Raw genomic sequence first — 25,910 nt, 5'->3', positions numbered from 1 at the left:
GAGCCGCGGGAATCCGCGGCTCTTTTTTTATGCCCGGGACAATGGGAGGCTCATGCTCCAACTGTTGTTGCGCACACCGACGCCGCGCACACCGGCACCTTTGCGTTGCGCGCGAATCAAGCCGATACTCGGCGCAGGGAATCCACAGTCACATAGCAGGAACGAAAATCGCGGACTGTGATGCATTCCTAGGTATTCTTGTCCCAATGGAATTGAACGACCCGACATGCCTCCCGAGCTGACAGCTGCCCTGGCGCTCTGCCGCAACCTGCCTTCGCCACCCGGTATTGCCCTGCGCATCATCGAACTGGCACAGGACCCGGAAGCGGACATCGCCACCGCCGCCGACATCATCGCCATCGACATGGCGCTGAGCGCTCGCATGCTGCGCATCGCCAATTCGCCGCTGTACGCCAGTCGTCGCCGCATCGAGAACCTCGGCCAGGCACTGACCATGCTGGGCCTGAATGCCACGATCAGCCTTGCCCTGGGCTTCACCGTCACCCAGGGCCTGACCGGCGGCGCCGGTGCCGACCACGACCTGCGCCAGCGCGCGTGGAAGCGCAGCATTCTCAGCGCACTGGCCGCCAGCCAGCTGGGCCAGGCCCGCGGCCTGCGCCGCCTGGAGGAACTGATGCTGGCCGGGCTGCTGCAGGACCTGGGCGTGCTGTGCCTGGCCCAGGCCGAATCAGAGCGCTACCTGCCGCTGCTGCGCGAAGCCCGTGACAACACGGACCTGGTTGCCCGCGAGCGCGACGCGCTCGGCTGCAGCCACGCCGATGTCGGCGCCTGGGTGGCCGAGCAATGGGGCCTGCCGCGCTATCTGGTGGAGAGCATCAGCCACAGCGAGGACGACGACGCTGCCGATTCGCCGTTCCAGGCCTGCGTGCAGCTGTCCGGCGCGGTCGCCGACATCTGGCTGGACGAAGATGCCGATGCCGCCCGCGAGCGCGCCCTGCACCAGGTGCATGACCGGCTGGAACTCGACAGCGCCCGTTTCGACCAGGTGCTGACCCGCATCAGCGAGGCCCTGCCGGACATCGCCAGCCTGTTCGAGGCCGGGCTGAATTCGCCCTCGCGGGTCCGTGAGCTGATCGACCACGCGCAGGAGCTGGCCACCCTGCGCAACCTGCGCGAGCTGCAGGATGCCGACCAGGCGCGCCGCCGCGCCGACGAATTCGAGGCGCGGGCCAAGCGCCTGGCCGACCAGGCCCACCGCGACGCCCTGACCGGCGTGCTCAACCGCCGCCAGCTGGAGGCGGTGCTGGAGCAGGAGTTCCTGCGCGCCGGGCGCCAGGGCTGGCCGCTGTCGGTGGCCTTCATCGACCTGGACGACTTCAAGAAGATCAACGATGCCCACGGCCACCTGACCGGCGACGAGGTGCTGCGCGCCTTTGCCGGCAAGCTGCAGGGCCAGCTGCGCAACAGCGACACCGTGGCCCGCTTCGGCGGCGAGGAATTCGTCGCGCTGCTGCCCAATACCAGCGAAAGCGTGGCCCTGGACGTGATCCGCCGGGTACTGGCCAACATCGTCGCCACGCCGATGGCCGAGCTGGAGGGAGGTCCGTTGTTCGTCACCTTCTCCGCCGGCGTGGCCACCCAGGGCGGCTACGAGCGCTTTGCCGACGTGCAGGACCTGCTGCGTGCCGCCGACGATGTGCTGTACCGATCGAAGAACCTGGGCCGCAACCGGGTGATCGCCCGCTCCCCAGGCGCCCTCGGCCACGACAAGCTTTCAGCCACCGCCGGCGCCGAGCTGGGCTGAACGGGACGCCCCGCGTGACCGGGGCGGATGGCAGGATTTTGCGCCGCAGTGCACAAAACACTTTGGCCCGACGCCGCATGCGCGTAGAATCGCCCGCGATTTCCACGCACCCGAGGTCCCTATGTCCAAGCTCGCCTATCGCCGCATCCTTCTGAAACTATCCGGGGAGGCGCTGATGGGAGATGAGGACTACGGCATCGACCCGAAGATCATCAACCGCCTGGCCCGTGAGGTCATCGAAGCCCAGCAGGCAGGCGCCGAAGTTGCACTGGTGATCGGCGGCGGCAACATCTTCCGCGGCGCCGGCCTGGCCGCTGGCGGCATGGACCGGGTCACCGGCGACCAGATGGGCATGCTGGCCACGGTCATCAACGCTCTGGCCATGCAGGACGCCTTGGAAAAGCTGGGCGCCAAGGCCCGGGTGATGAGCGCGATCAAGATCAACGACGTGTGCGAGGACTACATCCGGCGCCGCGCCATCCGCCATCTGGAAAAGGGCCGCCTGGTGATCTTCGCCGCCGGCGTCGGCAGCCCGTTCTTCACCACCGACTCCGGTGCCGCCCTGCGCGCGATCGAGATCGGCGCCGACCTGCTGCTGAAGGCGACCAAGGTTGACGGCGTGTACGACAAGGACCCGAACAAGCACAGCGACGCGGTCCGCTTCGACAGCCTGAGCTACGACGAAGTGATCCGCCGTGGCCTGGAAGTGATGGATACCGCCGCCTTCGCACTGGCCCGCGACAGCGACCTGCCGATGCGCGTGTTCGACATGGGACAGCCGGGCGAGCTGCTGAAGATCCTCAGCGGCGAGAACATCGGCACCCTGGTCCAGGGCCGCGACCCGGCCTGAGCCTGAGTGCCAGGCGAGCTCCGGGCCGATTCAGGCCCGGCAGCGTCCCGTATTCGCCTATAATCGCCCGATTCCAGTTACACCCAGGACCGGGCGATGCTCAACGACATCAAGAACAACGCGCAGACGCGCATGGCCAAGAGCATCGACGCTCTGAAGCACACCCTCACCTCGATCCGCACCGGCCGCGCCACCCCGGCCCTGCTGGACCGCGTCACGGTCAGCGCCTATGGCAACGCCAGCACCCCGCTGAACCAGGTCGCATCGATCTCCAACGCCGACGCCCACTCGCTGCTCGTCACGCCGTTCGACAAGAGCATGATCAAGGAGATCGAAAAGGGTCTCTACAACGCCGAGTTCACCCCGAACACGCTGGGCACCGCGATCCGCATCAACATGCCGCCGCCGACCGAAGAGCGCCGCAAGGAGCTGGTCAAGCAGGTGCAGAAGGAAGGGGAAGGCGCCAAGATCGCGATCCGCAACATCCGTCAGGACGCGAACAAGGAAATCGCCAAGCTGGTCAAGGACAAGGCGATCAGCGAAGACGAGAAGAAGCGCGGTGAAGACGACATCCAGAAGTTGACCGACACCCACATCAAGGACGTCGACAAGGTCGTTGCCGACAAGGAAAAAGAACTGCTGTCGGTCTGAAGTCGATGCCTTCAGTCCCACCTCCATTGCCGGCCGCCCTGCCCCGCCACATTGCCATCATCATGGATGGCAATGGGCGCTGGGCACAGCAGCGCCGTCGTCCGCGCGTGATCGGCCACCGGGCCGGCGCGCGTGCGGTCAACCGCACCATCGAGCGCTGCCTTGAGCTGGGTATTCCGGCGCTGACCCTGTTCGCGTTCTCCAGCGAAAACTGGGGCCGGCCGCAGGAAGAAGTCGATGCGTTGATGAAGCTGTTCCTCGGCGCGCTCGACCGCGAAGTGGACGAGTTGCATCGGCGTGGCGTGCGCGTGCGCTTCATCGGCGAGCGCGAACGCTTCGGCGCCGGGCTGGTCAGCCGCATGCAGCTGGCCGAGCAGCGCACCGCGGACAACACCACCCTGACCCTGTCGATCGCCGCCAGCTACGGTGGCCGCCAGGACATCACCCGCGCCGCGCGCGCACTGGCCGCCGAGGTCGCCGTCGGCCGCCTGCTGCCCGAACAGATCGACGAATCGCTGCTGGGCAGCCAGGTCGCCCTGGCCGACCTGCCGCCACCGGACCTGTTCATCCGCACCGGTGGCGACACCCGCATCAGCAACTTCCTGCTGTGGCAGCTGGCGTACACCGAGCTGTGGTTCACCGAGGCGCTGTGGCCGGACTTCGATCCCGCTCTGCTGCAGCAGGCGCTGGACGCCTATGGCAGCCGTGAGCGTCGTTTCGGCCTGACCAGCGCCCAGATCGCCGCACTGGCCACCGAGACTTCCAGCCCATGACCAAGACCCGAGTCCTTGCCGCGCTGATCATGGCGCCGGTCGCCATTGCCGCGATCCTGCTGCTGCCGACCCAATGGTTGGCAGCGGCGGCGGCTGCGGTGCTGCTGATCGGCCTGTGGGAGTGGCTGAAGCTGGCCGGCATCGAAGACACCCTCGCGCGCACCGTGCTGCTGGTGCTGAACCTGCTGCTGATGGTGCTGCTGGTCTGGGCCGATGGCAGCACGCTGGTGCTGTTCCAGATAACCACCCTGGCCGGCGTCGCCTGGTGGTTGGCGGCGCTGGTCTGGCTTCGCTTCTTCAATTTCGGCGCGCAACCGTCGGCACCCTCGCGCATCGTGAAGATGCTGGCCGGAACGCTGGCCATCGTTCCGGCCTGGGCCGCGCTGGTGCTGATCCATGCTGGCGGCGATCCGCCGGGCAAGCAGGGCCACCTGTGGCTGCTGGCTGCCCTGGCACTGGTCTGGGCGGCCGATTCGGGCGCCTATTTCGCCGGCCGTCACTTCGGCAAGCACAAGCTGGCCCCGCGCATCAGCCCCAACAAGACATGGGAAGGCCTGTTCGGCGGCCTGCTGGCCGGTGTCGCCGTGGCCGTCGGCCTGGGCTGGCTGGCCGGCATCGATACCGCACATCTGCCGGGCCTGCTGATCACCTCGGTGGTGGCCGTGTTCGCCTCGGTACTGGGTGATCTGTTTGAAAGCCTGATCAAGCGTCACGCCGGCGCCAAGGACTCGGGCCACCTGATTCCGGGCCATGGCGGCGTGCTCGACCGTGTCGACGGCGTCTTGGCTGCAGTGCCGGTGTTCGCACTCGGCAAGGAAATCTTCGGGTTCTGACCATGAATGCTGTCGCAGACCTGCGCCGGGTCGCCGTGTTCGGCGCCACCGGCTCGATCGGTGCCTCCACGCTGGACGTGATCGCCCGCCACCCGCAGCGCTATCAGGCCACCGTGCTGGCCGCCGGCCGCCAGGTGCAGGCGCTGCTGGCGCTGTGCCGCCAGCACAAGCCCGCGCACGCGGTGATCGCCGACGCATCACTGTTCGCCGAGCTGCGCGACGGCCTGCGCGATGCCGGACTCGCCACCGAGGCGCATGCCGGCCATGCCGCGCTGGACCAGCTGGCCGCCAGCGATGCCTGCGACACCTTGGTCGCCGCCATCGTCGGTGCGGCCGGGCTGTCTTCCACCCTGGCCGCGGCCGCCGCGGGCAAGCGCATCCTGCTGGCCAACAAGGAATCGCTGGTGCTGGCCGGTGAGCTGCTGACCCGCACTGCCGAACGTGCCGGCGCCGAAATCATCCCGATCGACAGCGAACACAGCGCGATCTTCCAGTGCCTGCGCTCGCGCGACGCCAGCATTGACGGTGCCGGTGTGCGCCGCATCCTGCTGACCGCCTCCGGTGGCCCGTTCCGCGGCCGCAGCCGGGCCGCGCTGGCCCAGGTCACCCCGGCCCAGGCCGTGGCCCACCCGAAATGGTCGATGGGCCCGAAGATCTCGGTCGATTCGGCGACGTTGATGAACAAGGGCCTGGAAGTGATCGAGGCCCACCACCTGTTCGGCATCCCCGGTGAGCGCATCGACGTGCTGGTGCATCCGCAGAGCCTGGTCCACTCGCTGGTCGAGTTCGTGGACGGTTCGACCCTGGCGCAGATGGGCCTGCCGGACATGCGCACCACCCTGGCCGTTGGCCTGGGCTGGCCACAACGCATCGAATCGGGCGTGGCGGGGCTGGACCTGCTGGCCCAGGGCCGGCTGGATTTCGAGGCCCCCGACACCGACGCCTTCCCCTGCCTGGCCCTCGCCTGGCAGGCGATGCAGGCCGGTGGCACCGCGCCGGCGGTGCTGAACGCTGCCAATGAAGAGGCCGTTTCAGCGTTTCTTCAGGGCCGAATCGGTTTCCTGACCATCCCGGAACTGGTTGCTAACGCTCTTTCAACACTGCCGACCCAGCCAGCCGATACACTGGAGGTCCTGTTGTCCGCCGACCAGCGGGCACGCCAGCTCACCCTGAACGCCATCGACGCCGCCTGAACGACCGCCTCGCACACGCATGACGACGCCGCCCCTGCCCGCCACTGTGAGCCTGCATGACTGACTTCATCGGATCGGTCTGGTGGATGATCGTCAGCCTCGGGCTGCTGGTCACGTTCCACGAGTTCGGGCATTACTGGGTCGGGCGCCTGTGCGGGGTCAAGATCCTGCGCTTCTCGGTCGGCTTCGGCCGGCCGCTGTGGTCGCGCCGGGACAAGCACGGTACCGAGTTCGCCATCGCCGCCATCCCGCTGGGCGGTTATGTGAAATTCCTCGACGAACGCGAAGTCGAAGTCCACCCGCACGAGCGCGGCCAGGCCTTCAACCACAAGACCGTCTGGCAGCGCATCGCCATCGTCGCCGCCGGACCGATCGCCAACCTGCTGCTGTGCATCCTGCTGCTGTGGGCGATGTTCGTGATCGGCAAGCAGGATTATTCGCCGACCATCGGCCGTGTCAGCGGCATCGCCGCCAGCGCCGGCCTGACCAGCGGCGACCGCGTGCTGCGCGTGGACGAGCGCCCGGTGATCACCCTCGGCGAGGCCAGCATGGCGCTGACCGCCGCAGCGATGGACCGCCGCGACGTGACGCTGGAAGTGCTGGACCCGGCCGATCAGGTGCGCGTGCGCACCCTGCCGCTGTCGCAGCTGCCCCCCGGTTTCGATGAACGACGCGTGCCGATCCTGGCTGGCCTTTACTGGCAGTCGTGGCTGCAACCGGCACGGGTCGATTCGCTCACCGCGGACTCCGTGGTGGCCGGGCAGCTGCAGCCGGGCGATCTGATCGTGGCGATCGACGGCCAGCGCATCGACGGTGCCGACCAGGTCATCGGCGAGATCCAGACGCTGGGCCGCGCTGGCGGCCCGGGCATGATCGAGGTCCTGCGGGGCGGCGAACGCCTGGCGCTGGAAGTCACCCCGCGCCAGGGCAAGGATTCCAAGGGCGAGCCGATCTGGCAGATCGGCGTGCAGTTCCCGACCTCGTTCAGCCCGCCCTATGACACCCTGCTGCGCTATGGCCCGCTCGACGCGGTCACCGTGGCCGTGCGCGAAACAGGCCGCCTGGCGGCCGATTCGCTGGGCATGATGGGCCGCATCGTCACCGGCAAAGCCTCGCTGCAGAACGTTTCCGGGCCAGTGACCATCGCCCGCGTGGCCAATGTTTCAGCCAAACGCGGCCTGGACTGGTTCCTGCAGTTCCTTGCCCTGCTGTCACTCAGCCTGTGCATCATCAACCTGTTGCCGATCCCGATCTTGGACGGCGGCCACCTGCTGTATTACCTTATCGAGTTGGTCAAGGGCAGCCCGCTGAGCGAGCGTGCCATCGCCGCCGGCCAGTACATCGGCCTGGCGTTGCTGGCCGGGTTGATGGGGTTGGCGTTCTACAACGACATCCTCGGCCTGGTCCCGCGATGAACTTTTCCATGTTGTTGCCGTCTACAGCGTCGGCATCCCGCACCAACGAAATCGACCTTCCTACCGGACGTGACATGACGCGACTCCCCAATCGCCGCCTGCTGGCCCTCGCCCTCGCCGCCGTCACCGGCGCTCCCGCCCTGGCCCAGGCAGCCGAGCCCTTCACTGTCAGCGACATCCGCGTGGATGGCCTGCAGCGCATCAGCTCGGGCACGGTATTCACCTACCTGCCGGTGGAGCGTGGCGAGACGGTCACCGACAACAAGGTCGGCGAGACCATCCGCGCCCTGTACAAGACCGGCTTCTTCGAAGACGTGCAGCTGGACCGCCAGGGCAGCATCCTGGTGGTGACCGTCAAGGAACGCCCGGCGATCAACAAGCTGACCGTGACCGGCAACAAGGACATCAAGTCCGAGCAGCTGCTCAAGGGCCTGTCCGACATCGGCCTGACCGAGGGCGGCACCTTCGATCGCCTGAGCCTGGACCGCGTGACCCAGGAACTGCGCCGCCAGTACAACGACCGCGGCAAGTACAACGTCGAGATCACCCCGACGGTGAGCCCGCTGGACCGCAACCGCGTGGACATCGCGATCGCGATCAAGGAAGGCAAGGCGGCCAAGATCCGTCACGTCAACCTGGTCGGCACCGAGAAGTTCGAGAGCAAGGACATCCTGGAGACCTGGGAGTCCAAGGAGCACAATTGGGCGTCGTGGTACCGCCGTGACGACCAGTACTCCAAGGAAAAGCTGTCCGGCGACCTGGAAAAGCTCAATTCCTGGTACCTCGACCGCGGCTATGTCGACTTCAGCATTGATTCGACCCAGGTGTCGATCAGCCCCGACAAGCGCGACATGTTCCTCACCGCCGGCGTGACCGAAGGTGCGCAGTACAAGATCTCCGAGATCAAGGTCAGCGGCGACACGATCCTCCCGCAGGAGGACGTCGAGCGCATGGTGATCCAGAAGTCCGGCGACACGTTCTCGCGTGCGCTGCTGGAATTCAGCTCGGACACCATCACCAACTCGCTGTCCAACATCGGCTATGCGTTCGCCAAGGTGAACCCGATCCCGACCACCAACCGCCCCGAGCAGACCGTGGCGATCAACATGCAGGTCGTGCCCGGCCCTCGCGTGTCGGTGCGTCGCATCCTGTTCCGTGGCAACACACGTACGTCCGACGAAGTGATGCGTCGCGAAATGCGCCAGTTCGAGAACAGCTGGTACTCGCAGGCCGCGATCGACCGCTCCAAGATCCGCCTGCAGCGCCTGGGCTACTTCGAGTCGGTGGACGTGGAAACCCCGGCCGTCAGCGGCAGCAACGACCAGGTTGACGTCGTCTACAACGTCAAGGAAACCACGTCCGGCAGCTTCGTGTTCGGCCTGGGCTACTCGCAGTCCTACGGCATGACCACGTCGGTGCAGCTGTCGCAGAACAACTTCCTCGGCGGCGGCAACCGCGTGTCGGTCGAAGCCTCGCGCAGCAGCTACCTGCAGCGCTACGGCTTCAGCTACACCAACCCGTACTTCACCGATGACGGCGTGTCGCTGGGCTACAACCTGTCCTGGCGCGAGCTGGACTACTCCGACTTCAACACCGCGCAGTACAACAGCACCAATGGTTCGGCGCAGGTGGTGTTCGGCGTGCCGATCACCGAGACCGATACCGTCTCGCTGATGTTCGGCATCGACAGCAACCAGATCACCACCTACCAGGGCTCGACCCCGCAGTCGATCATCGACTACATCAACGCCGTCGGTAAGCGCACGTTCCATGCCTGGCGCACCGAGCTGGGCTGGGCGCGTGACTCGCGCAACGACTACTTCATGCCGACCCGCGGTACCTACCAGCGCATCGGCCTGGAAACCACGCTGCCGGGTTCGACCATCGAGTACTACAAGCTGAACTACCAGATCAGCAAGTACTGGCCGATCATGCCGTCGCTGGTGATCAACACCCGTGCCGAAGTGGGCTACGGCGATGCCTATGGCAACGACTACACCCGCACGCTGACCAACCCGGACGGCACCACCCGTACGGTGACCGCCAGCGGCCTGCCGTTCTTCGAGAACTTCTACGCCGGCGGTACCAACTCGGTGCGTGGCTTCGAAGACAACACCCTCGGCCCGCGCGAAGTCACCAATGGCTATCCGGAAGGCCAGCCGCTGGGTGGTTCGCTGAAGACCGTTGGTTCGGTCGAAGCCTACTTCCCGCGCCTGTTCGACAGCCCGTCGGCACGTGTGTCAGCCTTCGTCGACTTCGGCAACGTTTACAACGGCGTGGACAACTTCAAGGCCAACGAACTGCGCGTGTCCACCGGTGTGGCCCTGCTGTGGCGCGCCCCGGTCGGCCCGATCTCGATCAGCTACGCCTTCCCGCTGAAGAAGAAAGACGATGACAAGATCGAACGGCTGCAATTCACGTTTGGTGGCCAGTTCTGAGGAACGTTGTTCCCCAGAACTGATCCACCTCCGGTGAATTGCCCGCGCATTTCACCTATCCCCCGCGCCGCTGGCGCGCCCCCCTTAACAGAAGGGGGGCTCTCCACCAGACGGGTCTCGAATCGCCGGGCATTGCCCGGCGTTTTCGTTTAGAAGGGCTGGCGGAAGCGAGCGCTCCGCTTTTGATCTTTCCTGTTTTTCCGTGGCTGGCACTCGCGCCACGCCGTCGGAGGACGGATGGGTGGGGCCTGCGAGGGTGTGAGCCGCATGGATGCGGCGACCAAGGCTACAGGGACGTACTTGCGCCGTCCCTCGCGGGCCCCACCCGTCCGACCCAGCCCACGGGCCTGACTCTGCCAGCCACGAGGGGCCCCGCCGTTGGCCGCAGAACCGCCCCGCATGACCGCAATGGCGTCACACGTTAAACTCCCGCCGTGAATACTCCCACCTACACCGCCCAGCAACTCGCCGAGCAGTTCGGCCTGCAGGTCCATGGCGACCCCGCCACCGCCATCCATGGCGTGGCTACCCTCGCCCATGCCGGTCCTGGCCAGCTGACCTTCCTCGCCAATCCACGCTACCGCGCCCAGCTGGCCGACAGCCAGGCCTCGCTGGTGGTCCTGCGTGCCGACGACGCCGAGGCCGCCCCCGGCGCCGCGCTCGTGGCCAAGGACCCGTACACCACCTTCGCCAAGATCGCCGCGCTGTTCGATATCGCGCCAACGCGCCCGCCGGGCATCCACCCCAGCGCCGTCATCGATCCCAGCGCCCAGGTCGCCGCCAGCGCCCATATCGGTCCCTTCGTCTCCGTCGGCGCGCGCAGCGTGGTCGGTGAGAACTGCATCATCGGCACTGGCAGCGTGATCGGCGAAGACTGCAGCCTGGACAACGGCTGCGAGCTGATCGCGCGGGTCACCCTGGTCACCCGGGTCAAGCTCGGCAAGCGCGTTCGCGTGCATCCCGGCGCCGTACTCGGCGCCGATGGCTTCGGCCTGGCCATGGACGCCGGCAAGTGGATCAAGGTGCCGCAGCTCGGCGGCGTGCGCATCGGCGACGATTGCGAAATCGGCGCCAACACCTGCGTCGACCGTGGCGCGCTGGAAGACACCGTGCTGGACGAAGACGTGCGCCTGGACAACCTGGTGCAGATCGCGCACAACGTGCAGATCGGCGCGCACTCGGCCATCGCCGGCTGCACCGGCATCGCCGGCAGTGCCAGGATCGGCCGCTACTGCCTGCTCGGCGGCCACGTCGGCGTGGTCGGCCACCTCGAGATCTGCGACAAAGTCGTGATCACCGGCAAGTCGGTGGTCCGCAATTCCATCCATGAGCCGGGCGAGTACTCGTCCGGCACCCCGTTGACCGACAACCGCACGTGGCGCAAGAACGCCGCGCGCTTCAAGCAGCTGGACGCATTGGCTCGCCGCGTCCTGGCTGCTGGCAAGGAGAAAGAATGAACGACACGCTGCAGCTTCCGATCGACGTCTGCCAGATCCAGGAACTGCTCCCGCACCGCTATCCGTTCCTGCTGGTGGACCGGGTGCTTGAGCTCGACATCGAGGCCAAGCGCATCCTTGCGCAGAAGAACGTCAGCATCAACGAGCCGTTCTTCCAGGGTCACTTCCCGGGCCGCCCGATCATGCCTGGCGTGCTGATCATCGAAGCGCTGGCGCAGGCCGGTGGCGTGATGACCCAGCTCACGCTCGGCCGTGACTCGCAGTCCAAGCTGTTCTACATGGTCAAGGTGGAAAACGCCCGCTTCAACAAGCAGGTCGTGCCCGGCGACGTGCTGATGCTGGATGTGCAGATGAAGCGCCTGATCCGCAACATGGGCTGGTACTACGGCGAAGCCAAGGTCAACGGTGAAGTCGTTGCCTCGGCCGAAGTCATGTGTGCCGGCGCCAAGGGCTGATCCACTGGAGGCAGGAATGACTGACAACGCACCGCGGATCCACCCGACCGCCGTCATCGACCCGGCCGCGCGCCTGGCCGATGACGTCCAGGTGGGCGCGTTCACCCTGATCGGTGCCGATGTGGAAATCGGTGCCGGCACGGTGATCGGCCCCCATTGCAGCATCCACGGCCCGACGAAGATCGGCCGCGACAACCGCTTCATCGGCCACGCAGCGGTCGGTGGCGAACCGCAGGACAAGAAGTATGCAGGGGAGCGCACCGAGCTGGTGATCGGCGACCGCAACGTGTTCCGCGAGTTCGTCACGCTGAACCGTGGCACCGGCGGCGGCGGCGGCATCACCAGCATCGGCGACGACAACTGGATGCTGGCCTACACGCACGTGGCGCATGACTGCCATGTCGGCAACTTCTGCGTGTTCTCCAACAACACCACCCTGGCCGGCCATGTGACCGTGGGCGACTACGTGATCATCAGCGGCTTCGCCGGTGCCCACCAGTTCTGCCGGATCGGCGCGCATGCCTTCCTCGGCATGGGGGCGCTGACCAATGGCGACGTTCCGCCGTTCACCATGGTCGGCACCGATTCGCTGGGCCGCCCGCGCGGCATCAACAGCGAAGGCCTGAAGCGCCGCGGTTTCGATGCCGAGCGCATTTCCGCCATCAAGCGTGCCTACCGCACCCTGTACGTGGCGGGCCTGCCGCTGGCCGAAGCCAAGGTGCAGCTGACCGAACAGGCGCGTGACAGCGATGACGTGAAGGCCATGCTGGACTTCATCGAGCACGCCGAGAGGCCCTTGCTGCGATGAGCAGCACGACCGGCCAGGCGCCGGCCGGCGCCGCTGTGATTCCGCTGGCCTCGATGACCGGCAGCGTCCCCGCGCAACGGGTGCTCAGCGAGCGCCCGTTGCGGATCGCCCTGGTCGCCGGTGAGGCCTCCGGCGATCTGCTCGGTGCGGGCCTGGTTCGCGAACTGAAAGCGCGCTTCCCGCATGCCGAATTCGCCGGCATCGGTGGCGACGCCATGCGCAGCGCCGGCTGCCAGACCTGGCACGATGCCAGCGAACTGGCGGTGATGGGCCTGACCGAAGTACTGCGCCATCTGCCGCGCCTGCTGAAGCTGCGCTCGACGTTCCGCCAGCGTGCGCTGGACTGGCAGCCGGACGTGTTCATCGGCATCGACGCCCCCGACTTCAACCTGGGCATCGAGCGCTGGCTGAAGCAGCGTGGCGTGCGCACCGTGCATTACGTCAGCCCCTCGGTCTGGGCCTGGCGTGAGAAGCGTGCCGAGAAGATCGGCAGCAGCGCCGACCTGGTGCTGTGCCTGTTCCCGATGGAGCCGCCCATCTATGCCAAGCACGGCATCGACGCGCGCTTCGTCGGCCATCCGATGGCCGACGACATTCCGCTGCAGGGCAACCGCGAGGAAGCGCGCGCCGCGCTTGGCCTGCCGACTTCGGCCAAGGTGCTGGCGGTGCTGCCGGGCAGCCGCCTGGGCGAAATCTCGCGCCTCGGCGAACCCTTCTTCGAGGCTGCCTGGCAGGTCTCCGAACGCATCCCGGGCCTGCACGTGGTGGTGCCTGCCGCCAACCCCGCCTGCAAGCGCCTGATCGAAGAGCAGCTGTCACGCTCGGCGCTGCCGGTCGCGTACTCGCATGTGCTCGACGGCCAGGCCCGCAACGCCATGATCGCCGCCGACGTGGTGGTGCTGGCGTCCGGTACCGCGACCCTGGAGGCGATGCTGGTGAAGCGGCCGATGGTGGTCGGCTACCGTGTCAACGAACTGACCTACCGTCTGGTCAAGGCATTCGGCCTGATCAAGGTCGACCGCTTCGCCCTGCCCAACATCCTGGCCGGGCAGGACCTGGCACCGGAACTGATGCAGCACGACTGCACGCCGGACAAGCTGGCCGCGGCCATCCAGCAGTGGTTCGACCACCCACAACGGGTAACCGACCTGCAGGACACCTATGCACGCCTGCATGAGCGCCTGCGCCGCAATGCTTCGGCACGTGCCGCCGACGCCGTCGGCGAGCTGCTGATGCGCGACCAGGCCCAGGCATGAGCCGCCGCCACGCCGCAGCGGCCAGCCTGGCCCTGTTCGATGGCAGCGCGGTAATCGAGCCGGAACGCCTGGTTGCCGGCGTCGATGAGGCCGGCCGTGGTCCGCTCGCCGGGCCGGTGGCGGTGGCGGCGGTGGTGTTCGACCCGGCACGGCCACGCATCAACGGCCTGGACGATTCCAAGCAGCTCACCGCGGCGCGCCGCGAGCAGCTGCATGACCGCATCATCGAGCGCGCCCTTGCCTGGCACGTGGTGCTGGTGGACGTGGACACCATCGACCGCCTGAACATCTACCAGGCCACCCTGCAGGGCATGCGCGATGTCGTCGCCGCAGTCGCCCACGTGGCCGGCTTCGCGCGCATCGACGGCAACGTGGTGCCCAAGGGCCTGGTACTGCCGGCGCAGGCGCTGATCGGCGGCGATGGCATCGACCGCGCGATCATGGCCGCATCGATCCTGGCCAAGGTCTCGCGCGATCGCTACATGCAGGACGTGCACGCCCGCCACCCGCAGTACGGCTTCGAGCAACACAAGGGCTATGGCACCCCGGCCCACCTGGCCGCCCTGCGCGAGCACGGCCCCTGCATGGAGCACCGGCGCAGCTTCGCCCCGGTTCGTGAGTGCCTCGGTTGACCTTGTAGAGCCGAGCCCATGCTCGGCTTTCCGCAGCAGCCGAGCGTGGGCTCGGCTCTACAGGAAACGGGCTCCCGCACGCCTGAACCCGGTCGTCCTCCGGGGCCTGTCAAGAGCTTGTCGCGCCTCTCCGCCCTCGTTACCCTGACCGGGCACTCCAGCGCTTCCCGACCCCGGCGACGATTCCCCCGTCAGCACCCGGGGCCCGCGCGCTCCAACCTGGTCCGGCATGTCCAACTCCCGCTTCGTACATCTCCACGTCCACACCGAGTTCTCGCTGGCGGACTCCACCATCCGTGTGCCGGCCAAACCGGACCAGGCGGACCCGAAGAAGGCCAAGCAGGCCAACCTGCTGTCGCGCTCGGTCGAGCTCGGCCTGCCCGCGCTGGCAGTGACCGACCTCAACAACCTGTTCGCGCTGGTCAAGTTCTACAAGGCCGCCGAAGGCGTGGGCATCAAGCCGATCGCCGGTGCCGACGTGCTGATCGCCGAGGAAGGCCAGGACCCGTGGCGGATGACCCTGCTGTGCCGCGATCGCGAGGGCTACCTGAGCCTGTCGCGGCTGCTGACCCGCGCCTGGATGGAAGGCCATCGCCCGGAAGGCGGTGTGGCCATCCATCCGGACTGGCTGAAGGCCGGCAACGCCAACCTGTTCGCGCTGGCCGGCCGGCAGAGCCTGGCCGGGCGCCTGGCGCTGGACGGCAAGCATGAGCTGGCCGAGCAGCAGCTGGCCGACTGGCAGCGCGTGTTCGGCGACGGCCTGCACCTGGAACTTACCCGTACCGGCCGCGAGGGCGAGGAAACCTTCAACCAGTTCGCGCTGATGGCGGCCGGCCAGCGTGGCCTGCCGGTGGTGGCCAGCAATGATGTGCGCTTCCTGTCGCCCACCGATTTCAGCGCGCACGAAGCGCGCGTGTGCATTTCCACCGGCCGCGTGCTGGACGATCCCAAGCGCCCGCGCGAGTACAGCGACCAGCAGTACCTGAAGTCGGCCGAGGAGATGTGCGCGCTGTTCGCCGACATCCCCGATGCGATCGACAACACGCTGGCGCTGGCCGAGCGCTGCAACATCGAGATGCGGCTGGGCACCTACTTCCTGCCCAACTACCCGGTGCCCGACGACGAGACCCTGGACACCTGGATCCAGAAGATGTCGCGCAACGGCCTGGAAGAGCGCCTGGAGAAGAATCCGCTGGCGCCGGGCAAGACCCGCGAAGAGTATTTCGAGCGCCTGGAGTTCGAGCTCAACACCATCATCAAGATGGGCTTCCCGGGCTACTTCCTGATCGTGGCCGACTTCATCCAGTGGGGCAAGAACCAGGGCATCCCGATCGGCCCGGGCCGTGGTTCCGGTGCCGGTTCGCTGGTGGCGTGGGCGCTGAAGATCACCGATCTGGACCCGTTGCCGTACAACCTGCTGTTCGAGCGCTTCCTGAACCCGGAACGCGTGTCGATGCCCGACTTCGACATCGACTTCTGCATGGACCGCCGCGACGAGGTGATCGACTACGTCGCACGCAAGTACGGGCGCGAGCGCGTCAGCCAGATCATCACCTACGGCACCATGGCCGCCAAGGCGGTGGTGCGCGACTCCGGTCGCGTGCTCGGCTTCCCGTACGGCCTGGTCGACGGCGTTTCCAAGCTGATCCCGAACATCCTGGGCATCCACCTGAAGGATGCACTGGGCAAGGGCAAGGAAGGCCCCAGCTCGGAAATGGCCTCGCCGGAACTGATCCAGCGCTACGAGACCGAGGACGATGTCCGCGACCTGATCGACCTGGCGCTGCAGCTGGAAGACCTGACCCGCAACGCCGGCAAGCATGCCGGTGGCGTGGTGATCGGGCCCGAGCCGCTGAGCGAGTTCTGCCCGCTGTATGCCGAACACGACGAGAACGGGCTGGGCAAGAACCCGGTCACCCAGTTCGACAAGAACGACGTGGAAGAAGTGGGCCTGGTGAAGTTCGACTTCCTCGGCCTGCGCACGCTGACCATCATCGACTGGGCGGTGAAGGCGATCAACAAGCGCCACGAGCGCGCCGGCATTCCGCCGGTGGACATCGCCGCGATCCCGCTGGACGACACGCCCACCTACAAGGACATCTTCGCCAACGGCAACACCGGCGCGGTGTTCCAGTTCGAATCCTCGGGCATGCGCCGCCTGCTGAAGGACGCGCGCCCCGACCGTTTCGAAGACCTGATCGCGCTGGTGTCGCTGTATCGCCCTGGCCCGATGGACCTGATTCCTTCGTTCAACGCGCGCAAGCACGGCCAGGAAGAAATCATCTATCCCGATCCGCGCACCGAAGCGATCCTGAAGGACACCTACGGCATCATGGTGTACCAGGAGCAGGTGATGCAGATGGCGCAGATCGTCGGCGGCTACTCGCTGGGCGGCGCCGACCTGCTGCGCCGTGCGATGGGCAAGAAGGTGCCGGCCGAAATGGCCAAGCACCGCGAGATCTTCCGCGAAGGTGCGGCCAAGGACGGCGTGGACGAAGCCAAGGCCGATGCGATCTTCGACCTGATGGAGAAGTTCGCCGGCTACGGCTTCAACAAGTCGCACGCCGCCGCCTATGCGCTGGTCAGCTACCAGACCGCGTGGCTGAAGCGCCACTACCCGGCCGAGTTCATGGCGGCCACGCTGTCGTCCGACCTGGACAACACTGACAAAGTGGTCGGCTTCCTCGACGAGGTGCGCAACCTTGGCCTGACCGTGCTGCCGCCCAAGGTGAACCAATCGGCCTTCATGTTCGAAGCGGTCACCCCGGACACCATCCAGTACGGCCTCGGTGCGATCAAGGGCGTCGGCCAGGGTGCCTGCGAGGCGGTGGTCGAGGAGCGGCTGAAGGGCGGCCCGTTCAAGGACCTGCTCGACTTCTGCACCCGCGTCGGCTCGGCCAAGCTCAACCGGCGCACGCTGGAAGCGATGATCAACTGTGGTGCGCTGGACGAGCTCGGCCGCAACCGCGCCTCGCTGATGCTGCAGCTGCCGGAAGTGATCAAGGCCACTGATCAGATGGCGCGCGAGCGTGCGTCCGGGCAGAACTCGCTGTTTGGCGGGCCCGACCCGAGCACCGTGTCGATCCAGCTGGACCTGCCCGAAGCCGAAGAATGGCCGCTGCTTCAGCGCCTCAACGGCGAGCGCGACACGCTCGGTTTCTACCTCAGCGGCCACCCGTTCGATCCTTGGCGCGACGATGTGCGCGATCTGGTAGGCAACGACCTGGGTTCGGTGGAGAAGATCTGGAGCGCCAACAGCGGTGGCGGTGGTGGCGGCGAGAAGCGCTGGCGCCCGGAAGTACAGACCGTGCTGGCCGGCCAGGTGGTCGGTGTGCGTCGCAAGGGCGAGAGCCAGATCTTCATCCAGCTGGAAGATGGGCGCGGGCGCGTCGAGTGCAGCGCGTTCTCCGACGCGATGGCCGAGTTCGGGCACCTGATGACCAAGGACCGCATCCTGGTGGTCAAGGGCGGCCTGCGCGAGGACGAGTTCAACGGCGGCTACGCGCTGCGCATCCGCCAGTGCTGGGACTTCGACGAGGTCTGCGCCAACTACGCCACGCGGTTGTCGCTGCGCCTGGACCTGCGCCAGCAGCGCCCGGTCTGGGAGCGCATCGATGCCCTGCTCGACCGCCATCGCCCGGGGCGCACGCCACTGCGCCTGGACCTGCTGCTGAAGGGTCCGCAGGGTGGCATCGCCGGCATGCTTGATGTGTCCGGGCAAAGCGCGGTACGCATTGATTCCAAGCTGATGGAGGCGCTGCGCGCCGACCCGGCCGTGCGCACGCTGAAAGTGCGCTACAGCCCACCGTGGGCCAGCTGAGGCTGGCTCCCTGGTTTTCCTGCCCCCCCTGTTTCCCCGTTCCAAGTATCAAGGACGATTGCCGATGAAGACCCTGCTGTTCCCGTTTGCCGCCGCTCTGGCCCTGGCCGCCTGCTCGCCGTCGAAGATCGAGTTCCAGATCGACAACCCGACCGACACGCCGCTGGCGCTGAGCATCGATGGCAAGGACCTGCCGGTGGCCGCACAGGGTTCGCGCCCGATCTCGCTCGCCGTCGGTGAGCACCGCCTGCACACCGACAAACTGGGCGACGTGCGCTTCATCGTCTACGTCGATGGCCGCGGCGGACTGATCAACCCGACCCTGAGCGAGTACGTGGTCGCCCGCGAGATCTACGTCACCGACGAGAGCAAGCTGAAGAACTTCGGCACCGGCAAGGCCGGCATCGAGCTGGGCGGCGTCGACTTCGAAGGTCCGTTCGAGAAGCACCACGAACTGTTCATCGACAAGACCTGGACCTACGGCGTGCGCGAGCCCTTCCCGAAGGAAAAGGTGGTGGCCCACGTCGATTCCAGCGGCGGCCAGATCGTGGCCAAGGTATTCACGGCCCCGGATTTCATCGCCTACGTCGAGGAAGGCATGGGCGAACCCGGTGCATTCAAGCGCGAACAGCCGGCCGGCTACGTGGCCCCGGCATTCAGCCTGGAACCGGCCCCGGCCAGCCTGCCGGCACTGGACCCCGCCTTCGAGGCGCACGCCGCGCCGCTGCGCGAGGTCTATGCGCGCTGGCTGAAGGCCACCACCGCCGATGAACAGAAGGCCCTGCGCAAGCAGGACTTCGACGCGCAGATGGCCTTCACCTCGGCCACCGCCACCCTGGGCAGCGGCCTGGGCCGGGAAGCCAACGAGGCCTACAACGACTTCGTTTCCCAGCGCAGCCAGCTGATGGGCCGCAGCGCGCTGGTGGTGCCCTGAGCTGACTGGCGCGCCCTGCCCGGCTGCGCTACCGTCGCCTTCCAGACGAAGGCGTACGGGTGGTTTGCACGCATTCGGCTAGAATTCCCCTCTTCTTTACACGACGGCTTCCGATGAATCCGAACTACCTCGACTTCGAGCAACCCATCGCCGACCTGGAAGCCAAGATCCAGGAACTGCGCAACGCCAGTGCCGGGCCGGCGGTCAATGTCGAGGCGGAAGTGCACGCGCTGCAGGACAAGCTGCGCATGCGCACCGCGCAGATCTTCCGCAACCTGACCTCGTGGCAGGTGCTGCAGCTGGCCCGCCACCCGTCGCGCCCGTATACCGCCGACTACATCCGCGTCATGTTCGATGAGTTCCAGGAGCTGGCCGGTGACCGCGCCTTCGCCGACGACAAGGCCATCATGGGCGGCCTGGCCCGCATCAATGGCCGTTCCGTGATGGTGATCGGCCACCAGAAGGGCCGCGACACCAAGGAAAAGATCAAGCGCAACTTCGGCATGCCCAAGCCGGAGGGCTACCGCAAGGCCCTGCGCCTGATGAAGATGGCCGAGCGCTTCGGCCTGCCGGTGCTGACCCTGATCGACACCGCCGGCGCCTGGCCGGGCATCGACGCCGAATCGCGCGGCCAGTCCGAAGCGATCGCACGCAACCTGATCGAGATGGCCGAACTGAAGGTGCCGATCATCTGCACCGTGATCGGTGAAGGCGGCTCCGGCGGCGCACTGGCGCTGGGCGTGGGCGACCGCACCGTGATGCTGGAATACGCGGTGTACTCGACCATCACGCCGGAAGGCTGCGCCTCGATCCTGTGGAAGGATGCCGGCAAGGCCAAGGAAGCCGCCGAACAGCTGGGCCTGACCGCGCCGCGCCTGAAGAGCCTGGGCCTGGTCGACAAGGTCGTGCGTGAGCCCACCGGCGGCGCCCACCGCAATCCGACGCAGATGGCCAAGCGCCTGAAGGCCGTGCTGCTGAACGAACTGGACGCGCTGGACAAGCTGTCCACCGAACAGCTGCTGGAACAGCGCTACAAGCGCCTGCGCAGCTACGGCACGTACGAAGCGGCCTGATTCATCGGCTTGTTACTTTCTTGCTCGTGCAAGAAAGTAACCAAAGAACACGCCGCCGAACGCGAGCCGGTGCTATGCACCGGTTCCCTGCGCTTCTCGGTGAATCAGGGGGCGGCGCCGAACTCGCTGCGCTCAGACATCGGCGCCTCTTCGCCCCTGTTTCACCTGCGATGCTCGGCTCGCTCACGGCGGACCTGAACATCAAAAGCCACAGCTGCACCCAGTAGATCCAGGCCATGCGTGGATGCCTCTGCTTTGGCGAAGAATCACGCGAACCCGTAGAGCCAAGCATGGCTCTACGGATAACAGACTGTCAGAACGGCTTGGCCAGCACCAGCCACACGATCGGAATGAAGGCCAGCAACGGGATCTCGTTGATCCAGCGCAGCGCGCGCGACGACGGCAGCGCCCTGCCCTTGGCCGCGCCCTTGAGCAGGCGACCGGTCCAGCCGAAATAGACCAGCAGCAGCACCACCAGCCCCAGCTTGGCATGCAGCCAACCGGCACCACCGGGCGCGACCATGGTCGGGAAATCCGGGATGACCTTGTAACCCAGCCACAGCACCAGGCCGAGCAGGAATGCCAGGCCGAACATCGAGTGGCCGAAGCGGTACAGGCGCAGGCCCATCAGCTGCAGGCGCTCGGTCACGGCCTGCTGGCCTGCGGTCTCGGCCAGGTTCACCAGGATGCGCGGCAGGTAGAACACCGTGGCCATCCACGCCACCACGAACACGATGTGGAAGGTCTTGACCCAGTAGTAGCTCTGCATGCGCTCGCTCCGGCGGCTGGCGTAGATTGGCGGCCATTCTCGCATGCCGTGGCGAAGCCGCCGCAGGCACGTACGCCGCGACACATCGACGCATGGCGCGCCGCAACACCGTACGATAGGCGCCGTTTCCCCCGACCGCGCACCGCCCGATGGACAAGACCTACGACGCCGCCTATTTCCAACGCTGGTACCGCCGTGCCGACATCGGCGGCAGCGCCCGCCTGGCGCGCAAGGTCGCGTTGGCCGTGGCCAGCGCCGAGTACTACCTGGAGCGGCCGATCCGCAGCGTGCTGGATATCGGCTGCGGTGAAGGCGCCTGGCGCGCGCCGCTGCTGAAGCTGCGTCCGAAGGTCGAATACCTCGGCTTCGACAGCAGCGAGTACGCTGTGCGCCGCTACGGCCGCACCCGCAACCTGCACCTGGCCCGCTTCGGCGATTTCGCCTGGCTGCGGCCCTGTGCCCCGGTCGACCTGCTGATCTGCTCGGACGTGATGCACTACGTGCCCGACCGCGAGCTGCGCGCCGGCCTGGCCGGCGTGGCCGAGCTGACCGGCGGCGTAGCCTTCCTGGAGACCTTCGCCGCCGAGGACGCGTTCGAAGGCGACCACGAGGGCTTCCAGGCCCGCCCGGCGCGCTGGTACCGCCGCACGCTGGCCCGGCACGGCCTGCTGCCGGTTGGGTCGCACTGCTGGCTCGGCCCCGCTCTGGCAGGCGATGCGGCCGCGCTGGAACGGATGTGAATCCGGATTCATTATTTTCAGTCAACTTAACCTGCGGGACACCGGGATGGGATATGCTGCGCGGCAACATATGACCATACATATTCGGTCGTCATGCTCTATCAACTGCACGAACTGACCCGCAACCTGCTCGCCCCCTGGGTGCATCAGGCCCAGGCCAACGCCAGATTCTTCGCCAACCAGGGTCACTGGTGGTCGCAGATGCCGGGCGCTGATCGCCTGGCGGCGGTCAATGAACTCTTCCATCGCATCGGCAAGGATTACGAGAAGCCCGAATGGGGCATCAACGAAATCGACGTCGATGGCGAACGCGTGCCGATCGTGGTGCACGAGGAAGTGAGCAAGCCGTTCTGCAAACTGCTGCGCTTCAAGCGCCACAGCAATGAAGCCGACCAGCTGCATACCATGCTCAACCAACCGTTCGTGCTGGTGGTCGCGCCGTTGTCCGGCCACCACGCCACGCTGCTGCGCGATACCGTGCGCACGCTGCTGCGCGACCACCGCGTGTACGTGACCGACTGGGTCGACGCGCGCATGGTGCCGGCCAGCGAGGGCGAATTCGGCCTGGACGACTACATTGCGTACATCCAGGAATTCATCCGCCACCTCGGTGTCGAGCGCCTGCACGTGGTCAGCGTGTGCCAGCCCACAGTGCCGGTGCTGGCCGCGGTTTCGCTGATGGCCAGCCGTGGCGAACCGACGCCGCGCACGCTGGTGATGATGGGTGGCCCGATCGATGCGCGCTGCAGCCCGACCGCAGTGAACAACTTGGCCACGCAGAACCCGCTGTCGTGGTTCGAGAACAACGTCATCCACACGGTGCCGGCCAGTTACCCCGGCGCCGGTCGCCGCGTGTACCCGGGCTTCCTGCAGCACGCCGGCTTCCTGTCGATGAACCCCAGCCGCCATTTCAGCTCGCACTGGGATTTCTACACCGACCTGGTCAAGGGCGACCTGGAAGACGCCGATGCGCACCGTCGTTTCTACGACGAGTACAACGCAGTGCTGGACATGCCGGCCAAGTACTACCTGGATACGATTTCCGTGGTGTTCCAGGACTTCCTGCTGCCGCGTGGCGAGTGGGTGGTCAACGGCGAAAAGGTCGATCCGTCGGCGATCCGCGATACCGCGCTGCTGAGCATCGAGGGCGAGCTGGACGATATCGCCGGCCTCGGCCAGACCGAAGCCGCGCAGGCACTGTGCACCGGCATCAGCGCTGACCGTCGCGAGCATTTCATCGTGGAAGGCGCCGGCCATTACGGCATTTTCAGCGGCCGCCGCTGGCGCGAAGTGGTGTACCCGAAGGTGCGCGACTTCTTCGCCGCCCATGCCGAAACACCGGCGGCGAAGGCCGCGAAGAAGAAGAGCAACGTCACCCCGCTGCAGCGAAAGGCGGGGTAACTCGCCCTGGTAGATGCCCACCTTGGTTGGCGCCCTGCCATGAATCCCGATCTCTGATGGATCGTGCCAACCAAGGTTGGCACCTACCAAAGCGAAGCCCGCCAAACGTCCCCAAGCGTGGATTCCGGCTTACAACCGCACCAGCAGGTTCTTGGCAATCAGCCCGTGCAGCTTGCCGATGCCCCGTGCCAGGTGCATCGTCAACAGCAGCAGCAGCACGCCCACGGCGGCGATCACGATGCCCACCAGCGGCGAGGCGGCCATCGGCAACACGTTCACGCCATCGATGTAGACACCCGGAATGTCACCGCTGAACAGCGCGGCCACCGGCGCCCAGATGAACCCCAGTGACAGCGACAGCAGCGTCACCGCGATGGTGAAGTAGACCACGCCCAACGGCAGCATCAGCACGAAGTACAGCAGGGTCAGCCAGGTACGGCCATCGGTGAACATGTCGCCGATGCGCTGCAGCCACGTGCGGCTGCGGTCGGTGTAGCGCGGACGGCGCGGCATGCGTTCTCCCAGCAGCGCTTCCACCAGCCGTCCTTCCAGCAGCGCCAGCCCGCGCACCGAGCCGAAGAACAGCACGGTCAGCGGAATGCCCACGATCAGGATCAGCAGGCCCAGCGACAGCGACAGGCCAGTCACCACCCAGGTGAAGAAGAAGATGCCGGTGGCCAGCGACAGCAGCATGTAGAACAGCGCACCGTAGGTGTGCGGATCGGTCACCACGCCGAAGACACGCGCCAGCAGCGAACGCTGCACCGGCGCCGGCAGCGGCGCGGCGGGCTCGACGCCGCTGGCTTCCGCCGCCGCACGCAGCACCGGCCCGGTATCCGCACGCGGCGTGCGCAGCGCGCGGTTCACCGTCACTTCGGTCTCGCGGTAGATCTCGGCCACTTCGTCCGGCGCACCGTAGCTGCCGGCCACGTCGGCGATGACCTCGGCTTCGCTGCGGCCGGGCTGCGCCGCCAGCTCCGAGCGCAGGTATTCCTCGGCGTCGTACAACGCGTCCTGCACCATCGCCGGATCGGCACCTTCCAGCGCCGCGCGCAGCTGCGCCAGATACTGCGGGATGGTGGTCGGCAGGGCGCGGCCTGCCAGGCTCGGGTCGTTCATTGCGGTACCCCCTCCAACACGGAATCGACGGAATCACGGGTGGCCTGCCAGGCCTGGCGCCACTGCGCCAGCACGCCGCGGCCACGTTCATTGATGCGGTAGTAGCGCCGGGGCGGACCACTGCTGGATGGCTCCACATGGCTTTCCAGCAGCCCGGCGCCCTCCAGGTTGCGCAGCACCGGGTACAGCGCGCTCTGCTTGCCGCTCAGCACGCCCTCGCCCACCCGCTCCAGCTCCTTGGCGATCAGGTAGCCGTACAGCGGCTCCCCGGCCCGGGCCAGCACCGCCAGCAGGGCCAGCGACACGGTTCCGGCGCTGAGCTCCTTCTGGAACTTCTTCAGGTGGACATCGTCCTCGGACATGGCCGGCCCTCCACTACGTTGAAGTCCACAGTAGTGCGAAGTTCGGTATAGCGAATGTGTCGTTAGTCATCGTGCCGGTTGGCGCGGCTGCGCGGCTCACGCAGAATCGAAGCCTCGTTCATGTTCCGGGGTTCCCATGCCGCACCGCCGTCGCCTTGCCCTGACCGCCCTCGCCCTGGCCTGCCTGCTGCCCTCGCTGGCCAGCGCTGCCGCCCCGTACCGCAGCCCGCAGCAGATCCTCGATGCCTCGGCGGCCAGCGACTGGCGCACGCCGGACCCGGCCAACCTGCTGTACATGGACCTGCCCGCCGGGCGCGTGATCATCGAGCTGGCGCCGCAGTTCGCCCCGCGCCATGTCGCCAACATCCAGACCTTCGCCCACGAGCACTTCTGGGACAGCACCAGCATCTACCGTTCGCAGGACAACTTCGTGGTGCAGTTCGGCGATGCCGACGCCGATGACGCAGCCAAGGCCAAGCCGTTCGGCAGTGCCGCGCGCAAGCTGCCGGCCGAGTTCGAGCGCGCCAGCGCCGGCCTGAAGGTCAGCGTGCTGCCGGACCGCGATGGCTGGGCCGCGCAGACCGGTTTCGTCGACGGCTTCCCGGTCGGCCAGGACCCGCAGGCCGGCAAGGCCTGGCTGGCGCACTGCTACGGGATGCTCGGTGCCGGCCGCAGCAACGAGGAAGACAGCAGCATCGGCGCCGAACTCTATGTGGTGACCGGCCAGTCACCGCGTCAGCTGGACCGCAACATCACCCTGGTCGGCCGCGTGCTGAAGGGCATGGAACTGCTCAGCGCGACGCCGCGCGGACCGGCGCCGATGGGCTTCTACACCGACCCGAAACTGCGCACGCCGATCATGTCGATCCGCCGTGCCAGCGACGTGCCGGTGGCCGAGCGCACGCCGATCCAGGTGCTGCGCACCGATTCGAAGACCTTCGCCGATACGGTAGAGGCACGCCGCAATCGCGTGGATGATTTCTACAAGCGCCCGGCGGGGCATATCGATCTCTGCAATATTCCGGTGCCGGTGCGGTAGGAGCCTGGCTTCCTGCACGTGGCGCGTGCTGAAGGTGCTTCACTGTTCATGGGCGTTACTTTTCTTTGTACGCAAAGAAAAGTAACCAAAAGAAACGTTCCGCCGGCCGCGAGCCGGTGCTGCGCAC

The 25,910-nt window shown here is 66.8% G+C and carries 21 protein-coding genes and 1 pseudogene; 19 read left to right on the top strand and 3 right to left on the bottom strand.

The features are described from left to right. The first annotated feature begins 226 nt into the window (after positions 1-226). From AC5QAH_RS09010 to AC5QAH_RS08935, 16 genes are all read left to right on the top strand, one after another. The gene (locus tag AC5QAH_RS09010) at positions 227-1,765 is read left to right on the top strand and encodes a GGDEF domain-containing protein (protein ID WP_010486323.1); all 1,539 of its coding nucleotides are present in this window, start codon (positions 227-229) and stop codon (positions 1,763-1,765) included. 121 nt (positions 1,766-1,886) lie between these two features. Then, positions 1,887-2,615, top strand: coding sequence for a UMP kinase (gene pyrH / locus AC5QAH_RS09005; RefSeq protein ID WP_010486325.1), 729 nt, complete (start codon positions 1,887-1,889; stop codon positions 2,613-2,615). Positions 2,616-2,711: 96 nt separating this feature from the next. Continuing rightward, entirely contained in the window at positions 2,712-3,266 is a 555-nt protein-coding gene (frr, locus tag AC5QAH_RS09000) for a ribosome recycling factor (RefSeq protein ID WP_010486327.1), read from the top strand. A gap of 5 nt (positions 3,267-3,271) precedes the next feature. Beyond that, positions 3,272-4,039 carry a polyprenyl diphosphate synthase gene (gene uppS / locus AC5QAH_RS08995; RefSeq protein ID WP_495232269.1) on the top strand — a complete coding sequence of 256 codons (768 nt, stop codon included), beginning with the start codon at positions 3,272-3,274 and terminating at the stop codon, positions 4,037-4,039. Next, positions 4,036-4,872: a phosphatidate cytidylyltransferase gene (locus tag AC5QAH_RS08990; RefSeq protein WP_010486331.1), complete on the top strand. Its 837-nt coding sequence runs from the start codon at positions 4,036-4,038 to the stop codon at positions 4,870-4,872. The genes uppS and AC5QAH_RS08990 overlap by 4 nt, the downstream gene beginning before the upstream one ends. Positions 4,873-4,874: 2 nt before the next feature. Continuing rightward, the gene (locus tag AC5QAH_RS08985) at positions 4,875-6,065 is read left to right on the top strand and encodes a 1-deoxy-D-xylulose-5-phosphate reductoisomerase (RefSeq protein WP_241874666.1); all 1,191 of its coding nucleotides are present in this window, start codon (positions 4,875-4,877) and stop codon (positions 6,063-6,065) included. Positions 6,066-6,121: 56 nt separating this feature from the next. After that, positions 6,122-7,480 (top strand): RIP metalloprotease RseP, encoded by a 1,359-nt coding sequence (rseP, locus tag AC5QAH_RS08980; RefSeq protein ID WP_224329146.1) that lies wholly within the window; start codon positions 6,122-6,124, stop codon positions 7,478-7,480. Between the two features lie 74 nt (positions 7,481-7,554). After that, a complete protein-coding gene (gene bamA, locus AC5QAH_RS08975) occupies positions 7,555-9,918 on the top strand; it encodes an outer membrane protein assembly factor BamA (protein ID WP_010486337.1) in 2,364 nt (787 codons plus the stop codon). A gap of 434 nt (positions 9,919-10,352) precedes the next feature. Next, positions 10,353-11,375: a UDP-3-O-(3-hydroxymyristoyl)glucosamine N-acyltransferase gene (gene lpxD, locus AC5QAH_RS08970; protein WP_049455670.1), complete on the top strand. Its 1,023-nt coding sequence runs from the start codon at positions 10,353-10,355 to the stop codon at positions 11,373-11,375. After that, a complete protein-coding gene (fabZ, locus tag AC5QAH_RS08965) occupies positions 11,372-11,830 on the top strand; it encodes a 3-hydroxyacyl-ACP dehydratase FabZ (protein WP_008265823.1) in 459 nt (152 codons plus the stop codon). The genes lpxD and fabZ overlap by 4 nt, the downstream gene beginning before the upstream one ends. Positions 11,831-11,846: 16 nt before the next feature. Next, on the top strand, positions 11,847-12,638 hold the full coding sequence (gene lpxA, locus AC5QAH_RS08960; protein ID WP_010486342.1) for an acyl-ACP--UDP-N-acetylglucosamine O-acyltransferase: 792 nt from the start codon (positions 11,847-11,849) through the stop codon (positions 12,636-12,638). Beyond that, positions 12,635-13,894 (top strand): lipid-A-disaccharide synthase, encoded by a 1,260-nt coding sequence (lpxB, locus tag AC5QAH_RS08955; RefSeq protein ID WP_241888501.1) that lies wholly within the window; start codon positions 12,635-12,637, stop codon positions 13,892-13,894. The genes lpxA and lpxB overlap by 4 nt, the downstream gene beginning before the upstream one ends. Then, positions 13,891-14,526 (top strand): ribonuclease HII, encoded by a 636-nt coding sequence (gene rnhB, locus AC5QAH_RS08950; RefSeq protein WP_043396472.1) that lies wholly within the window; start codon positions 13,891-13,893, stop codon positions 14,524-14,526. The genes lpxB and rnhB overlap by 4 nt, the downstream gene beginning before the upstream one ends. A gap of 229 nt (positions 14,527-14,755) precedes the next feature. Beyond that, positions 14,756-18,346 (top strand): DNA polymerase III subunit alpha, encoded by a 3,591-nt coding sequence (gene dnaE / locus AC5QAH_RS08945; protein ID WP_191850973.1) that lies wholly within the window; start codon positions 14,756-14,758, stop codon positions 18,344-18,346. Between the two features lie 64 nt (positions 18,347-18,410). Then, positions 18,411-19,280: a hypothetical protein gene (locus AC5QAH_RS08940; RefSeq protein ID WP_049482820.1), complete on the top strand. Its 870-nt coding sequence runs from the start codon at positions 18,411-18,413 to the stop codon at positions 19,278-19,280. 113 nt (positions 19,281-19,393) lie between these two features. Further along, entirely contained in the window at positions 19,394-20,353 is a 960-nt protein-coding gene (locus AC5QAH_RS08935; protein WP_257472112.1) for an acetyl-CoA carboxylase carboxyltransferase subunit alpha, read from the top strand. A 313-nt stretch (positions 20,354-20,666) separates the two neighbouring features. Here AC5QAH_RS08935 and AC5QAH_RS08930 read toward each other — a convergent pair whose 3' ends face one another. Next, on the bottom strand, positions 20,667-21,122 hold the full coding sequence (locus AC5QAH_RS08930) for a CopD family protein (protein WP_100448133.1): 456 nt from the start codon (positions 21,120-21,122) through the stop codon (positions 20,667-20,669). 149 nt (positions 21,123-21,271) lie between these two features. Here AC5QAH_RS08930 and AC5QAH_RS08925 point away from each other — a divergent pair, with 149 nt between their 5' ends. Then, positions 21,272-21,862, top strand: a complete 591-nt coding sequence (locus AC5QAH_RS08925) for a class I SAM-dependent DNA methyltransferase (protein WP_010486355.1) — start codon at positions 21,272-21,274, stop codon at positions 21,860-21,862. Between the two features lie 93 nt (positions 21,863-21,955). Continuing rightward, positions 21,956-23,186, top strand: a pseudogene (locus AC5QAH_RS08920) (polyhydroxyalkanoate depolymerase); the annotation flags it as partial. A gap of 206 nt (positions 23,187-23,392) precedes the next feature. On the opposite strand, the gene AC5QAH_RS08915 reads toward AC5QAH_RS08920, so the two are convergent. Continuing rightward, positions 23,393-24,382 carry a sensor domain-containing protein gene (locus tag AC5QAH_RS08915; RefSeq protein WP_241874664.1) on the bottom strand — a complete coding sequence of 330 codons (990 nt, stop codon included), beginning with the start codon at positions 24,380-24,382 and terminating at the stop codon, positions 23,393-23,395. Next, on the bottom strand, positions 24,379-24,744 hold the full coding sequence (locus AC5QAH_RS08910) for a PadR family transcriptional regulator (protein WP_071305498.1): 366 nt from the start codon (positions 24,742-24,744) through the stop codon (positions 24,379-24,381). The genes AC5QAH_RS08915 and AC5QAH_RS08910 overlap by 4 nt, the downstream gene beginning before the upstream one ends. Positions 24,745-24,880: 136 nt before the next feature. Here AC5QAH_RS08910 and AC5QAH_RS08905 point away from each other — a divergent pair, with 136 nt between their 5' ends. Then, positions 24,881-25,783, top strand: coding sequence for a peptidylprolyl isomerase (locus AC5QAH_RS08905; RefSeq protein WP_125437111.1), 903 nt, complete (start codon positions 24,881-24,883; stop codon positions 25,781-25,783). The last annotated feature ends 127 nt before the right edge of the window (positions 25,784-25,910 follow it).

The organism is Stenotrophomonas sp. YJH_SMC_43 (assembly GCF_059372535.1).
This window is presented reverse-complemented; position numbering and strand designations above follow the sequence as displayed.